The sequence below is a fragment of the Paracoccus aestuariivivens genome (assembly GCF_009711225.1).
Taxonomy (GTDB): Bacteria; Pseudomonadota; Alphaproteobacteria; order Rhodobacterales; family Rhodobacteraceae; genus Paracoccus; species Paracoccus aestuariivivens.
Window position 1 is genome coordinate 36,875 of the sequence record NZ_WMIE01000007.1, and the last position, 14,078, is coordinate 50,952.

Annotated in this window: 13 protein-coding genes; 7 read left to right on the top strand and 6 right to left on the bottom strand. The window is 61.6% G+C overall.

Going from position 1 to position 14,078, the window contains the following annotated elements; all coding sequences use genetic code 11:
- Positions 1-39 precede the first annotated feature (39 nt).
- The 3 genes from metZ to GL286_RS12665 all read right to left on the bottom strand — a co-directional run bounded on the left by metZ (position 40) and on the right by GL286_RS12665 (position 3,074).
- On the bottom strand, positions 40-1,215 hold the full coding sequence (gene metZ / locus GL286_RS12655) for an O-succinylhomoserine sulfhydrylase (RefSeq protein WP_155095939.1): 1,176 nt from the start codon (positions 1,213-1,215) through the stop codon (positions 40-42).
- Positions 1,216-1,285: 70 nt separating this feature from the next.
- Positions 1,286-1,891, bottom strand: coding sequence for an inner membrane-spanning protein YciB (locus GL286_RS12660; RefSeq protein WP_155095940.1), 606 nt, complete (start codon positions 1,889-1,891; stop codon positions 1,286-1,288).
- A gap of 70 nt (positions 1,892-1,961) precedes the next feature.
- Positions 1,962-3,074, bottom strand: coding sequence for a DUF1223 domain-containing protein (locus GL286_RS12665; protein WP_155095941.1), 1,113 nt, complete (start codon positions 3,072-3,074; stop codon positions 1,962-1,964).
- Positions 3,075-3,366: 292 nt separating this feature from the next.
- On the opposite strand from GL286_RS12665, the gene acnA reads away from it, so the two are divergent.
- The gene (gene acnA / locus GL286_RS12670) at positions 3,367-6,138 is read left to right on the top strand and encodes an aconitate hydratase AcnA (RefSeq protein WP_155095942.1); all 2,772 of its coding nucleotides are present in this window, start codon (positions 3,367-3,369) and stop codon (positions 6,136-6,138) included.
- Positions 6,139-6,242: 104 nt separating this feature from the next.
- A complete protein-coding gene (locus tag GL286_RS12675) occupies positions 6,243-7,061 on the top strand; it encodes a 5'-nucleotidase, lipoprotein e(P4) family (protein ID WP_155095943.1) in 819 nt (272 codons plus the stop codon).
- Between the two features lie 43 nt (positions 7,062-7,104).
- On the opposite strand, the gene GL286_RS12680 is transcribed toward GL286_RS12675, so the two are convergent.
- From GL286_RS12680 to rpsD, 3 genes are all read right to left on the bottom strand, one after another.
- Positions 7,105-7,725, bottom strand: coding sequence for a hypothetical protein (locus GL286_RS12680; RefSeq protein WP_155095944.1), 621 nt, complete (start codon positions 7,723-7,725; stop codon positions 7,105-7,107).
- 163 nt (positions 7,726-7,888) lie between these two features.
- Positions 7,889-8,983 carry a calcium-binding protein gene (locus tag GL286_RS22790; RefSeq protein WP_155095945.1) on the bottom strand — a complete coding sequence of 365 codons (1,095 nt, stop codon included), beginning with the start codon at positions 8,981-8,983 and terminating at the stop codon, positions 7,889-7,891.
- 393 nt (positions 8,984-9,376) lie between these two features.
- Positions 9,377-9,997 (bottom strand): 30S ribosomal protein S4, encoded by a 621-nt coding sequence (gene rpsD, locus GL286_RS12690; RefSeq protein ID WP_155095946.1) that lies wholly within the window; start codon positions 9,995-9,997, stop codon positions 9,377-9,379.
- Between the two features lie 204 nt (positions 9,998-10,201).
- Between rpsD and GL286_RS12695 the strand changes: the two genes are divergently transcribed.
- The 5 genes from GL286_RS12695 to GL286_RS12715 all read left to right on the top strand — a co-directional run bounded on the left by GL286_RS12695 (position 10,202) and on the right by GL286_RS12715 (position 14,069).
- On the top strand, positions 10,202-10,573 hold the full coding sequence (locus GL286_RS12695) for a HesB/IscA family protein (protein ID WP_155095947.1): 372 nt from the start codon (positions 10,202-10,204) through the stop codon (positions 10,571-10,573).
- A 101-nt stretch (positions 10,574-10,674) separates the two neighbouring features.
- Complete coding sequence (tpiA, locus tag GL286_RS12700; protein WP_155095948.1) at positions 10,675-11,418, top strand: triose-phosphate isomerase; 744 nt, start codon at positions 10,675-10,677, stop codon at positions 11,416-11,418.
- A gap of 131 nt (positions 11,419-11,549) precedes the next feature.
- Positions 11,550-12,599: a methionine ABC transporter ATP-binding protein gene (locus GL286_RS12705; protein ID WP_155095949.1), complete on the top strand. Its 1,050-nt coding sequence runs from the start codon at positions 11,550-11,552 to the stop codon at positions 12,597-12,599.
- Complete coding sequence (locus GL286_RS12710; protein ID WP_155095950.1) at positions 12,589-13,263, top strand: methionine ABC transporter permease; 675 nt, start codon at positions 12,589-12,591, stop codon at positions 13,261-13,263. The genes GL286_RS12705 and GL286_RS12710 overlap by 11 nt, the downstream gene beginning before the upstream one ends.
- Before the next feature lie 23 nt (positions 13,264-13,286).
- Positions 13,287-14,069 (top strand): MetQ/NlpA family ABC transporter substrate-binding protein, encoded by a 783-nt coding sequence (locus GL286_RS12715; protein WP_155095951.1) that lies wholly within the window; start codon positions 13,287-13,289, stop codon positions 14,067-14,069.
- Positions 14,070-14,078: the final 9 nt, after the last annotated feature.

Consider the following 14,078-nt stretch of genomic DNA (forward strand, 5'->3'; position numbering starts at 1 on the left):
AGGGTTGTTTCGACCGCCCCATGACAATCTTAACGTGATTTATCCGCGAGCGTGGCAAAAGTCCCCGATCAGGTCATCGGCGTCCTCAAGCCCGATCGAAAGACGCAGCAGACCCGGCGTGATCCCCAGTCCGGCCTGAACCTCGGCAGACAGGCGCTGGTGGGTCGTCGTCGCGGGATGTGTTACGATGGATTTCGCATCGCCCAGATTGTTCGAGATCTGGAAGATCTCCATCCGGTTCATCGCGGCAAATGCGGCTTCCTTGCTGCCCACATCGACCGCGATCATGGTGCCGCCTGCCCCGCCCATCTGGCGCTGAACCAGATCGTATTGCGGATGGCTGGCCAGACCCGGATAGATCACCTTGCCCAGTTTTGGATCGGACTCGATTGCGGTCGCAAATTTCAGCGCGGTCGCCGTCTGGGCGTGGACCCGCAGTTCCATCGTGCCGATTCCGTTCAGCATCATCCATGCATTGAACGGACTGATCGCGCCGCCGGTATGCTTCAGATAAGGTTCGGCAACCTCGCGCACGAAATGTCTGCTGCCGCAGATCAGTCCGCCAAGGCAGCGTCCCGAGCCGTCGATATGCTTGGTCGCGGAATAGACCACGACATCCGCGCCCTGCTCGATTGCGCGCGAATAGACCGGAGTCGTGAAGACGTTATCGACGATCACCAGCGCGCCGACGGCATGGGCCAGTTCGGAAACGGCGGCGATATCCACGATTTCCAGCGTCGGGTTCGACATGGATTCAAAGAACACCGCCTTGGTGCCGGGCCGGATCGCCGCGCGCCATTGTTCAAGATCGGTGCCATCGACATAGCTGATCTCGACCCCGAAGCGGGCCAGCACGTCCAGAACATATAGACACGAGCCGAACAGCGCCTTGGCCGAGACGATGTGGTCGCCCGGTTTGGCGAAGCTCATCAACGCGCCGTTGACCGCCGCCATGCCGCTGGCGGTCGCGAATGCATCCTCGGCCCCTTCGAGATTCGCGATGCGGTCCTCGAACATGCGCGAGGTCGGATTGCCGTAGCGGGCATAGATGAACTCGTCCGGACCGCTTTTGATAAAGCGGGCTTCGGCTTGCTCGGCGCTGTCATAGGCAAAGCCCTGCGTCATGAACAATGCCTCGGCCATCTCGCCATATTGGCTGCGGCGAATGCCGTGATGGACGGCGCGCGTGCGCGGATGCAGAGGCTTATCGGTCATGGTCAGACTCCTGTGCGTAGGGGGCTTCGGTTACCCCCGACCGGTCATTCGCGCAAGAGGCGCCAGAGCCTTATTCGCCGTCCTTCGGCAGGGCGTGGCGCTCGAACAACTTCGAGTTCAGCACAAAGAACACCACCATCAACAACGGCAGGCCGAAAGTCTTGAAATTGACCCAAGCGGTTTCCGACATGCTGCGCCAGACGATTTCGTTGGCGACGGCAAGTCCAAGGAACAGCACAGCCATACGCTGGGTCAGGATGTGCCAGCCCTGCGCGGACATGGGCAGCGCCTCGGACATGACCAGCCCCAACCAGTTCTTGCGCAGCACAAGACTAAGACCAAGCAAGCCGGCAAAAATCAGATAGATGATCGTCGGCTTCATCTTGAAGAACCTGGGATCGTTCAACCAGACCGACAGGCCGCCAAAGACAATGACCAGTACCAGCGTCGCGATCTGCATCGGAGACAGCTTTCCGGTCAGCCGCCACAGTGCCAGCGTGGTCAGCACCAATACGGGGATGAAGACCAGTGTGGCGAAGATGAAGCCCGAATATTCGGTCCCGCCCAACGTCACGGTTTTATCGCGCATCCGCATGAAGGTGACGAAAAACAGGACCAATGGCCCGAACTCCAGCGCGGATTTCAGCCAGGGATTGATCTTGCGGGGTTCGGTCATTTGGGCCTCGGAATTCAATCGTAATAGCCGTGTTCTGGCCCACAAAGTCGTCGCGGACAAGCCGACAGGATCAGTCCAGCTTGATTGCGGCAAGGATCGGCCCCGTGGCGCGCCGCTCACGGTCGCGTCCTGTCATCTGGGCCAGAATGGCATGGCGGGTATCTGGCGGGAAAGCGCTGCCCGGTTCGGCCTGCGCCCTGACCGTCATCCGCAGGGGTGCGCGCCCGTCCCATTCGCCGATGCGTTCGGCCGCCAGAACCACGTTGCGATAGGTGACCTGCATGCCGCGATTTTCGCCTGCGCGAATGACCACCTGCTTCTGGGGCGCGTAGCGCACAAGCAGAATGGCGACGCCATTCGGGATCGGCTCGCGCGGGGTCAGTTCAAGCTGGTAGCCGTCATCCTGCTCGCGCGAGGTGACCAGAACCGGCGCGGGACGGGCCATCTGGTTTTCGACCAGCGCCATCAGATCGGCGGGCCGCACCGCGATCAGGGTATCCGAGCCTGCGACCACCATTTGCGGGGTATAAATGCCGCGCTCGCCCCAAGCACGGGCATAGGACTGCTGGCGGCGGGTGAACTCGGGACGGGCGAAATCGTCTGCCCAGCCCAGATAGTCCCAGTAATCGACATGCCATGACAGCGCGAGGATATCATCGCGGTCGGCCAGATCGTTGAGCATCTCGTCCGCAGGCGGGCAGGACGAACACCCCTGCGAGGTGAAAAGCTCGACCACGACCGGAGGATGGCCAATCGGACCAGCCATGCGGGCGCGGGCCTGCGCGGTGCGCCGCTCGGCAAAACTTGAAACACCGGTCGTTTCGTCAATCGTTCCGGTAGCCACTCCGGACAAGAGCGACCCGTCGATGCCCGTTCCGGCTTCGGGGGCCTCGATCAACCCGATTCCATCTTCCGCTCCGGCCTGCCGCCCCCCGTCGGACAAGGTCGAACCGGTCGGTGCGTCCAGCGTCATGGTCCCGACCGCATCATCCACCGGCTCCGTGGTCTGGGTGAAACCGCCTACGCTTGCATGACCGCCACCGGAAAATCCGCCATGTGACGAGCCGGTTCCAGCACCTTCCTGTGCCAATACCGGTTGCCCCAGCAACGCCACCGCAGCCACGACCAGCACCGCCAATTGGCGTCGTGTGTCGGCCGCCCGTTTGCTGTGCAGCCCGTGCATTGCTCGCACACAGGCAGTTGCCAAGCCAGAAGCCATATTCCCGATTAATCCCGATATTTTCGTCTTGCATCACCTAACGCCGCGCTAGCACTCACTACAAATCAATGCTTTGTTAGCGGGGTGCGCGTATCATGTGATCGTTGCGCGAAACCCACATTATGCATCCGCAGCATCATCTCAGCATGCAGTGGTATACAACGCGGTCCCCGACCTTGATCCATTGCCATAAAATGGGCACATATCGGGGCGATACCGTCATTCAGCCACCTTTTGAAGGATTGGGAGCCGAGCCATGACCATCGAAACCGGAAGCGACACCGCCAGAACCCGCCGCCAGATTGAAGTCGGCGGATCGACAATCGCCTATTACTCGATTGACGCTGCCACCGAGGCAGGGCTAGGCGACTTCTCGAAACTGCCCGCCTCGCTCAAGGTCGTGCTGGAGAACCTGCTGCGTTTCGAGGATGGCGGCCGCACCGTCAGCGTCGATGACATCAAGGCCTTCGCCGAATGGGCCAAGCTTGGCGGCCAGAACCCGCGCGAGATCGCCTATCGCCCGGCCCGCGTGTTGATGCAGGACTTCACCGGCGTTCCGGCGGTGGTTGACCTTGCCGCCATGCGCGACGGCATCAAGGCACTTGGCGGCGACGCCCAGAAGATCAACCCGCTGAACCCGGTCGATCTGGTCATCGACCACTCGGTGATGATCGACGAATTCGGCACCCCCCGCGCCTTCCAGAAGAACGTCGAGCTGGAATACGAGCGCAACATGGAGCGTTACACCTTCCTGAAATGGGGCCAGAACGCGTTCAACAACTTCCGCGTCGTGCCGCCGGGCACCGGAATCTGCCATCAGGTAAACCTTGAATATCTGGCCCAGACCGTCTGGACCGACAAGGACCAGAACGGCACCGAGGTCGCCTATCCCGACACGCTGGTCGGCACCGACAGCCACACCACCATGGTCAACGGCCTTGCCGTTCTGGGCTGGGGCGTTGGCGGGATCGAGGCCGAGGCTGCGATGCTGGGCCAGCCGATCTCGATGCTGATCCCGGAAGTCGTGGGCTTCAAGATCACCGGCGCGCTGTCCGAAGGCGTGACCGCGACCGACCTCGTTCTGAAGGTCGTCCAAATGCTGCGCAAGCATGGCGTGGTCGGCAAATTCGTCGAATTCTACGGCGAAGGCCTCGACAACATGCCGCTGGCGGACCGCGCCACCATCGCCAACATGGCCCCGGAATATGGCGCGACCTGCGGCTTCTTCCCGATCGACGATGAGACACTGCGCTACCTGCGCCAGACCGGCCGCGAGGAATCGCGCATCGCTTTGGTCGAGGCCTATGCCAAGTCGAACGGCTTCTGGCGCACGGCGGATTACGCCCCGGTCTATTCCTCGACGCTGGAACTGGACCAGGGATCGGTCGTCCCGGCCATCTCGGGTCCGAAACGTCCGCAGGATCACGTCGCGCTGACCGACTCGGCTTTGGAATTCCGCAAATACATCTGCGACACCCGCAAGTTGCCGGAACCCACCGCGAATGGCGAAAGGCGCTGGAACTCGGAAGGCGGCGCCCCTGCCCCGTCCGATCTGGCGGGCCACCACGAGGGCTATAACGAAGGCACCGTCGACGGTCAGGATTACAAGCTGCATGACGGCTCGGTCGTGATCGCCTCGATCACCTCCTGCACCAATACCTCGAACCCCTATGTGCTGATGGCTGCGGGTCTGGTCGCCCGCAAGGCGCGCGCCCTTGGCCTGACCCGCAAGCCTTGGGTGAAAACCTCGCTGGCCCCCGGCTCGCAGGTGGTCGAGGAATACCTGAAGGCTGCGAACCTGCAGGAAGATCTGGACGCGCTTGGCTTCAACCTTGTCGGTTTCGGTTGCACCACCTGCATCGGCAACTCGGGTCCGCTACAACCCGAAATCTCGAAATCGATCAACGAGAACGATCTGGTCGCGGTTTCGGTCCTGTCGGGCAACCGCAACTTCGAGGGCCGCATCTCGCCCGACGTGCGCGCGAACTATCTGGCATCCCCGCCGCTGGTCGTGGCCTATGCCATCGCGGGCGACATGAACATCGACCTGACGACCCAGCCGCTGGCCCATACTGCCGACGGCAAGCCTGTGTTCCTGAAAGACATCTGGCCGACCTCAAAGGAAGTCGCCGAGCTGGTCGACACCATCGTCACGCGTGAGATGTTCCGGTCGAAATATGCCGATGTCTTCAAGGGCGACGCGCGCTGGCAGGCCGTGAAGGTCACCGATAGCGAGACCTATGACTGGCCGGCCAGTTCGACCTATATCCAGAACCCGCCCTATTTCCAGGGCATGGGCAAGGAAAAGGGCGCGATCCACAATATCAGCGGCGCGCGCGTCCTGGCGCTGCTGGGCGACATGATCACGACCGACCACATCTCGCCCGCCGGTTCGTTCAAGCCGACGACGCCCGCAGGTGTCTACCTGACCGAGCGTCAGGTCGCGCCGAAGGACTTCAACAGCTACGGCTCGCGCCGCGGCAACCATGAAGTCATGATGCGCGGCACCTTCGCCAATATCCGCATCAAGAACGAGATGCTGGACGGCGTCGAAGGTGGCTACACGACCGGTCCCGATGGCGCGCAGACCTCGATCTATGACGCGGCGATGGCCTACAAGGATGCCGGCGTTCCGCTGGTGATCTTTGGCGGCATCGAATACGGCGCAGGTTCGTCGCGCGACTGGGCAGCCAAGGGCACGAACCTGCTGGGCGTGAAAGCCGTGATCGCGGAATCCTTCGAGCGCATCCACCGCTCGAACCTCGTCGGCATGGGCGTCATCCCCTTCGAGTTCACCGGCGGCGACAATCGCAAGACGCTGGGCCTGAAGGGCACCGAAACGGTGTCGATCGACGGGCTTGAGGGTGATTTCAAACCGCTCTCGCTGGTCCCGGCCACGATCCGCTATGCCGATGGCACCGAGAAAGTGATCCAGCTGAAAGCCCGCGTCGATACCGAGGTAGAGATCGAATATCTCGAAAACGGCGGCGTGCTGCATTACGTGCTGCGCAATCTGGCGAAAGCCTGAATCCGAAGGCCCCGGAGAAATCCGGGGCCTTCCGTATTGCCCGCTTGCGTTCCTGATACGTCCCGTCAATTGTGACAGCTTCGTGACAACAGGGACGCAAACAAATGCTCAAAAAGGGTTTTTCCGTCATCGCCGCGACGCTCGCGCTTGCCGCAGCCGCGCCCGGATATGCGGATGAAGCCACCGATGCCTCGGCCAATGCGCTGCTTTACGCGGTCGCTTGGAAACAGACTGCCGCCGAATACCGCGCGCTCTACCATCAAGGCTACAATATCGCCCGCGACCGCGTGGATGCCGCTTTGGCCGCCCGCAAGGAGGGCGACAAGCCGCTGGCCGTCTTCACCGACATGGACGACACCGTGCTGCTGCCGCTGCCCTATTGGTCGAAACTGACGGGCGAGGGCAAAGCCTTCTTCGACGATCCGATCTGGGACGCGTGGGTGCCGCAGAACGATCTGGTCATCGCGCCGGGCGCCAAGGAGTTCTTCGAATATTGCAAGGAAAAAGGCGTCGAGGTCTTTTATATCACCAGCCGCGATCAGGGCGAAAAGACCTATGAATACGCGCTTGGGCATCTCAAGACGCTCGGCCTGCCCTTTGCCGACGAGGCGCATCTGACCGTCCTGACCAACAGCTCGAACAAAGAGCCGAAGCAGAAGGAACTGGCCGAGAAGTTCACGCCGGTCGTCTATCTGGGCGACAACCTGAACGACTTCCAGCGCAAATATTACATCAAGGGCGACGTCGCCGCGCGCATCAAGGCGATGGAGGAGGACCGAGAGGAATTCGGCCGCCGCTTCATCATCCTGCCGAACCCGACAGACGGTCACTGGATGGCAGCGGTCTTTGGCGAAAGCGAGCCCTCCGACACGCCGGAAGCCCGCGCCAAGCTGGTCGAGGCCGCAAAAACCGTCCTGCGCTGAACCGACAGATGCCGCCGCGAACACTCGCGGCGGCATTTTCGACTTATTCTTCGGCGCAATACCACATGGTGCCGCCCGCAGCCGCCGTCCCGACCACCAGCGAGCCAACCGCCACCGGAGAGGCAGCGACTCCTGCCGCCGCCGTCGCCGCAGCCGTTCCCGCCGCCTGCGCCATGCCAACAACCCCGCTTGAGGTCGCCGCCAGAATTGTCGCCCCCGGCCGCTGCGTGACAGCATCATATCCGGCGACCGCAAGGTCATTCGCGCTTCTCATCGTCGCCGAACGCGCGCCGTTTACCTTCTCGCAGAAGGTCTTGCGGCAGACTGCATTGCCCTTGCGCTCTCCGATCTGCGCGCCGACATAGGTGTCGCCCGCCTTGTCCCACAGCAGGCAATAGGAACCGTCATCGGTCATCGCATTGCGGCGCAATATCTCGCGCAACGAAACATAGCCCGGACAGGTGATCTTGCCCCAGCCCGACAGGTTCTTCTCCAGCTTGCCGACATTCTCGCGGAATTCGGCGTCGCGGACGTAGTTGATCTCGGTCTTCTCGCCCGCAATTGAGGTCTCGCAGGTCCAGAGGCGTTCCTCTGCGGATGGGCCGTCCTCGGCAAACACAGGGTTGGCCAACCCAAGGGCCATCAGGCCGATCACAAGACGCATCTCACTCCCCGACATCCACGAATATCGCCACTCGCATGACCCAATGCCTGACAGGTTGCAATGAGCAATGCCCGGATTTCCGGCCAATGTGATCGAACAAACTTCCCCACCAACCGGGTGCGGGAACTTGCATCGGGCGCAAATCCGGACCATGCCGCCACGCTTAAGTGAACACGAAGTCCGAGGCCTCGATCAGATTGTGATCCACGTTTTTCAGCACAATGCTGTCGGCACCGTATGTGATCCGGACATCCGCTCCCAGATCAACAATCCGCAAGTCCGCGAAACGCTCGGCTCCTGACACGAATTCGATCCGGTCACGCCCGTCCTTGAAGTCGGTGATCTGATCATTCTGCGCGCCGCTGGAGAAAACAAAAGTGTCCACGCCGAACCCGCTCGAGAGGGTATCGTTGCCCACGCCCCCGATCAGGCGATCGTTGCCATAACTGCCAAACAGACGGTCCGCACCTGCGCCGCCATTGATCACGTCATTGCCGGCACCAGCGTTCAGGGTGTTCGCATGGGCCGAGCCGATCAGGCGATCCGCCCCCCATCCCGTAGTCAGGTTTTCGATATTGCTGATCGCAACGCTGCCACCTACACATCTTTGCGCCGCCGTCACCCCCAGATTGATCGTAACCGCCACGTGGCGGGATGCGATGCTAAGCGTGTCGGAGCCAGCGCCGCCATCCACGATATCTGCGCCGAGACCGACGATCAGCAGATCGTTGCCGTCATTCCCCGACAACCGGTCATTTCCCTCACCACCAATCAGGGTATCATTGCCCAATCCGCCGATCAGTTGGTCGTTGCCCGCAACGCCGCTCAAAATATCGGCTCCGGCACCGCCATTCATCACATTCCCGACCGCCGATCCGGTGAGGCGATCAGCGCCTGCACCTGTAGTAATATTCTCGACATTCTGGGCCGCGACCGAGGCCGCGCCGAACCGCTGAACTCCGGCAATCCCGAGGTTAAACGTAACATTCGCAGCGTTTGCGATGACCAAAGTGTCGATTCCGGCTTCGCCGTTCACCACATCCGCGTTCTGTCCGACATGAATGACATCATTGCCCCAGCCGCCCAGGAGGGTATCGTTGCCCAACCCGCCGCTCAGGGTGTCATTGCCGGTATCACCCAGCAGCCTGTCATTCCCTCCCATTCCGCTAATAAAATCATGTCCGCCAAAGCCGTTCACGGTATCCGAGCCGGATGATCCCGTAATTTGATCTGCCGTGGCCAAGGCAAGGCGCACCATGGGCAGAAGGTCTCCATTCTCGATGCTGTATTCTAGTGATTCCGGAGTGAAAAAATTTGCCTGCGTGATGCTGAATACGGGTCGGTCATCCTGCGAAAGGGAAAAACCATTCAGACGGTCATCACCATGCGTATGATCCTCAGAAGATATCCGCACGTTATCGTCGTAGATAAAATCGTCGCCGTCGATCTCCTCGTTATGATCCCAAAACCCAGTGAAACTGGTCGGGGCCGCAAGATTGAATGATTTGTGAAGAATTACCCTTGCCACATCTATCTCCTTAAGAATGCAACGTGACGATATTTAAACAACTACTGGATGTAAATTTATTCGCGACAAATAAAAAAGGCCGCCCCCGAAGGGACGGCCCTGAAAACCGAAATCCGAAAAGGATCAGTTTTTCGCGTAGAATTCGACGACCAGGTTCGGTTCCATCACGACCGGATAGGGCACGTCGCCCAGAGCCGGGGTGCGGACGAAGTTCGCGGTCATCTTGTTGTGGTCGACTTCCAGGTAGTCCGGAACGTCACGCTCGGTCAGAGAGACGGCTTCCAGCACAATGGCCAGCTGACGCGAGCGCTCGCGGATCGAGACAACGTCGCCTTCTTTGACGCGGTAGGAAGCGATGTTCACTTTCTTACCGTTCACTTCGACGTGGCCGTGGTTCACGAACTGGCGGGCGGCGAAGATCGTCGGAACGAACTTGGCGCGATAGATGATAGCGTCCAGGCGGCGCTCGAGCAGGCCAACCAGGTTCTCACCGGTGTCGCCTTTAACGCGCTCGGCTTCCGCGTAGATGCGGCGGAATTGCTTCTCGGTCAGGTCGCCGTAGTAGCCTTTGAGTTTTTGCTTGGCGCGCAGCTGGGTACCGAAGTCCGACAGCTTGCCCTTGCGGCGCTGACCGTGCTGGCCCGGGCCGTATTCGCGCTTGTTCAGCGGCGACTTGGCGCGGCCCCAGATGTTCTCGCCCATGCGGCGGTCGATTTTATACTTGGCAGCGGTGCGTTTGGTCATCGCTGATCTCCTTCTTGTGTTATCTTCTCGAAGGGCGTTGTCCTTTGGCCTCGACCCAATGGATCGGCCCGACAGGGTTCCCCTTGCGGGGTCCACCAACACCAATGAAGCGGCGCTTATAGCCGCGACAGGGGCAAAGTCAAGCACCCCTTGAGACGGCGAGTGCCTGCCCTTATGTGAAAGCAAGCGAACAAGGAAGACCCGATGTTTTCGATCCCCGGCAAAAGCCCCGTCACCATCACCGAAGCCGCCGAGCGCCAGATTGCGCGCCTGATGGCCGCGAAATCCGCCAGCGGGCTGCGTATCGGCCTGAAGAAGGGCGGCTGCGCGGGCATGGAATATACGATGGAACTGGCCGAGACCCCCGCCCCCGGCGATGAAGTCGTTGAACAAGGCAAGGCCCGCGTGCTGATCGCCCCGATGGCGCAGATGTATCTGTTCGGGACCGAAATCGACTATGAAAGCGGAGTGCTGGAATCCGGCTTCAAATTCCGCAATCCGAACGTAACCGACAGTTGCGGTTGCGGCGAGTCGATCAGCTTTGGCGCACTCGAAGGCTCCCGCGCCAAACTCTGAACTTTCTTCCCTCCGTTAGCGCACACATCCCTAAGGCTGGCTTGATCGCGCGAGGACTGCAGCCTAATCCCCTTTCAAACATGATGAAAAGGGAGAGGCTGATGGCCCCGCGCAAACTTGCTGCCGGCAACTGGAAAATGAACGGAACTTTCGCAGCGCTGGATCAGATCGACCGGCTGGCGGCCGACCTGCCGACCTCTGGTTGCGATGTCCTGATCTGTCCGCCCGCGACGCTGGTTCACGCGATGTCCGCACGCGCAGCCGGCAAGCTGGCGGTTGGCGGTCAGGACTGCCACGCCAAGACCTCGGGCGCACATACCGGCGACATCGCGGCGGAGCAGCTGAAGGATGCCGGTGCCACCCATGTTATCCTTGGTCACTCGGAACGCCGCACCGACCATGCCGAGACCGACGCCCAAGTCGCCGCGAAATCGCTGGCCGCCTATGAAACCGGTCTGGTCGCCGTCATCTGCGTCGGCGAGACCGAGGCGCAGCGCGACGCCGGCGAGACGCTGGACGTGATCTCGGCCCAACTGGCCGGTTCCATTCCCGAGGGCGCGACCGCCGCCAATACCGTCATCGCATATGAACCAGTCTGGGCCATCGGCACGGGCCGCACCCCGACCAATGAGCAAATCGCCGAGGTCCATGCCCTGATGCGCGAGCGTCTGAGCGCCCGCTTTCCTGACGGGGCCGACATGTCGCTGCTTTACGGCGGCTCGGTGAAGCCCTCGAACGCCGCCGAGATCTTCGCGACGCCCCATGTAAACGGCGCGCTGGTCGGTGGCGCAAGCCTCAAGGCGGCCGATTTCGGGCCGATCATCACGGCCCTTTCCGCCGCGTAATCCGGCGATCAGGAAAGAAGTTCCATCCGGCATGCCCCGGATGGAACAATATGAGCAATTTGCAGGCCAAGTGCCCCTTGCAAAGACCACATTCCCGCGCATAGGTCACGCCTGACATTCAGGAAGGACCCATGGCAGAGCCAGCAATCTCATTTCAGGGCGTGACGCGCCGCTATCCGCAGAAGCGCGGAGCAGCTGATGTCGTGGCCTTGCAGGACATCTCCCTCGACGTGCCGCAGGGCGCGATCACCGGTATCATCGGGCGCTCTGGCGCGGGCAAGTCCACATTGCTGCGCATGGTGAACGGGCTTGAGCGCCCCTCGGAAGGCAAGGTCATCGTGAACGGTCACGATGTTGGCGCGGCATCCGATGCGGCGCTGCGCGGCATCCGCCGCGAGGTCGGGATGATCTTCCAGCATTTCAACCTGCTGGCCTCGCGCACCGTCGCCGAAAACATCGCGCTGCCGCTGGAGATCGCGGGCGTCGATCCGCTGAAAATCTCGGGCCGCGTGCAGGAACTGATCACCCGCGTCGGGCTGACCGCGCAGGCGAACCGCTATCCGGCGGAACTGTCGGGCGGGCAAAAGCAGCGCGTCGGCATCGCCCGCGCCTTGGCGACCGGCCCGCGCGTGCTGCTGTCGGACGAGGCGACCTCGGCCCTTGACCCCGACACCACGCGGCAAGTGCTGGACCTGCTCAAGGACATCAACCGCGATCTGGGTCTGACGATCCTGCTGATCACCCATGAAATGGCCGTCGTGCGCGATATCTGCAGCCATGTCGCCGTGATCGAGGCTGGTCAGATCGTCGAGGCCGGAGAGACCTATTCCGTCTTCTCGCGCCCGACCCATGCCACCACCCGCAGCTTCTTGCAGGGCGTGACCGGCGTCGCGGTTCCGCAATTCGTCGCGGGCCAGTTGCGCGACGAACCCGAAAGCCTGCAATCCGAGGCGGTCGTGCAGATCACCTTCACCGGGCAGCATGCGACCGATCCGATGCTGGCGCGCCTGACCTCGGAGCGCGGCGTCAGCGTCAATATCCTTGCCGGTGCCATCGAGGAAATCGGCGACAAGCCCTTCGGCAGCCTGATCGTCGGCCTGCCCATGGGCCGTCTTGATGAATCCCGCCGCTTCCTTGAACAACACGGCCTTCTGACGGAGGTGCTTGGCTATGTCGGCTAACCTCATCCCGATCCTTTTGGAATCGACCCTGCAGACGCTTTACATGGTCGCCATGTCGACCCTGCTGGGCACGCTGATCGGCGCGCCGCTGGGGATCTTCCTTGCGACCTCACGCAAGGGCGAATTGCTGTCGGCCCCTTGGCTCAACAAGATGCTGGGCCTGATCGTGAACGCGGCGCGTTCGACGCCCTTCATCATTCTGGTCGTGGCGATCATCCCGCTGACGCGCCTGATCGCCGGAACCTCGATCGGCACCACGGCCGCCATCGTGCCCCTGACCATCGCCGCCGCCCCCTTCATCGCCCGCCTGATCGAGACCGCCATCCGCGAGGTCGATGCCGGTCTGATCGAGGCCGCCCGCGCCATGGGCGCAACCCCTTGGCAGATCGTCCGCAAGGTCCTGATCCCCGAGGCCAAGCCCGGCATCATCCTCGGCCTGACGCTCGCCGTGGTCAGCCTGATCGGCTATTCGGCCATGGTCGGCGCGGTCGGCGGCGAGGGTCTGGGCGATCTGGGCATCCGCTACGGCTATCAGCGTTTCATGCCCGAGGTGATGCTGGCTGTCGTCATCATCCTGATCGTGCTTGTGCAACTGGTCCAGTCGCTTGGCGAATGGATCGCAGCCCGCTTTGACAAACGCGCCCCCCGCAACCGGGGCCGGTAACTTCCAACCCGAAAGGACAATCCATGCGTAAACTTCGCATCGCCGCTCTGACCTCGGCCCTCGCGCTGGTCGCGGGCATGGCTTCCGCCGAAGACATCAAGGTCGGTGTTTCGGTCGGTGAACACGCCGAAATCATGGAGCAGGTGGCCGCCGTCGCCAAGGAAAAGGGCCTGAACATCGACATCGTCGAGTTCACCGATTACGTCGTGCCGAACCAGGCGCTGAACGACGGCGACCTGCAGGCGAACAGCTTCCAGCACCAGCCCTATCTGGATAACCAGATCAAGGACCGCGGCTTCGATCTGGTCGCCATCGGCAAGACCATCACCACGCCCATGGGCATCTATTCCGAAAAGCTGAAATCGCTGGACGAACTGCCCGAGGGTGGCAAGGTCGCGCTGCCGAACGACCCGACCAATGGCGGTCGCGCGCTGCTGCTGCTGCAGGACAAGGGCGTGATCAAGCTGGCCGAAGGCACCGGCCTGATCCCGACCCCGCTGGACGTGACCGAGAACCCCAAGAACCTGAAGTTTCTGGAACTCGACGCCGCCCAACTGCCGCGCGCGCTGGCTGACGCCGATGTCGCGGTCATCAACACCAACTACGCGCTGGAAGCCGGTCTGAATCCGGAAAAAGACGCGATCGCCATCGAGAAAGCCGACAGCCCCTATGCCAACATCATCGTCGTGCGTACCGCCGACAAGGATGCCGAATGGGCCAAGACGCTGGTCGAGTCCTATAACTCGGACGCCGTGAAAAAATACATCACCGAGAAATACACCGGCGCGGTCATCCCCGCCTGGTAATTCCCTCTC

Excerpts from the sequence above, each read along its gene's own strand:
- GL286_RS12715 (WP_155095951.1), top strand. The coding sequence starts at position 13,287 with ATGCGTAAACTTCGCATCGCCGCTCTGACCTCGGCCCTCGCGCTGGTC.
- GL286_RS12660 (WP_155095940.1), bottom strand. The coding sequence starts at position 1,891 with ATGACCGAACCCCGCAAGATCAATCCCTGGCTGAAATCCGCGCTGGAG.
- metZ (WP_155095939.1), bottom strand. The coding sequence starts at position 1,215 with ATGACCGATAAGCCTCTGCATCCGCGCACGCGCGCCGTCCATCACGGC.
- GL286_RS12705 (WP_155095949.1), top strand. The coding sequence starts at position 11,550 with ATGGCAGAGCCAGCAATCTCATTTCAGGGCGTGACGCGCCGCTATCCG.
- GL286_RS12680 (WP_155095944.1), bottom strand. The coding sequence starts at position 7,725 with ATGCGTCTTGTGATCGGCCTGATGGCCCTTGGGTTGGCCAACCCTGTG.
- acnA (WP_155095942.1), top strand. The coding sequence starts at position 3,367 with ATGACCATCGAAACCGGAAGCGACACCGCCAGAACCCGCCGCCAGATT.
- GL286_RS12695 (WP_155095947.1), top strand. The coding sequence starts at position 10,202 with ATGTTTTCGATCCCCGGCAAAAGCCCCGTCACCATCACCGAAGCCGCC.
- tpiA (WP_155095948.1), top strand. The coding sequence starts at position 10,675 with ATGGCCCCGCGCAAACTTGCTGCCGGCAACTGGAAAATGAACGGAACT.
- rpsD (WP_155095946.1), bottom strand. The coding sequence starts at position 9,997 with ATGACCAAACGCACCGCTGCCAAGTATAAAATCGACCGCCGCATGGGC.
- GL286_RS12710 (WP_155095950.1), top strand. The coding sequence starts at position 12,589 with ATGTCGGCTAACCTCATCCCGATCCTTTTGGAATCGACCCTGCAGACG.
- GL286_RS12675 (WP_155095943.1), top strand. The coding sequence starts at position 6,243 with ATGCTCAAAAAGGGTTTTTCCGTCATCGCCGCGACGCTCGCGCTTGCC.
- GL286_RS22790 (WP_155095945.1), bottom strand. The coding sequence starts at position 8,983 with ATGGTGCGCCTTGCCTTGGCCACGGCAGATCAAATTACGGGATCATCC.
- GL286_RS12665 (WP_155095941.1), bottom strand. The coding sequence starts at position 3,074 with ATGCACGGGCTGCACAGCAAACGGGCGGCCGACACACGACGCCAATTG.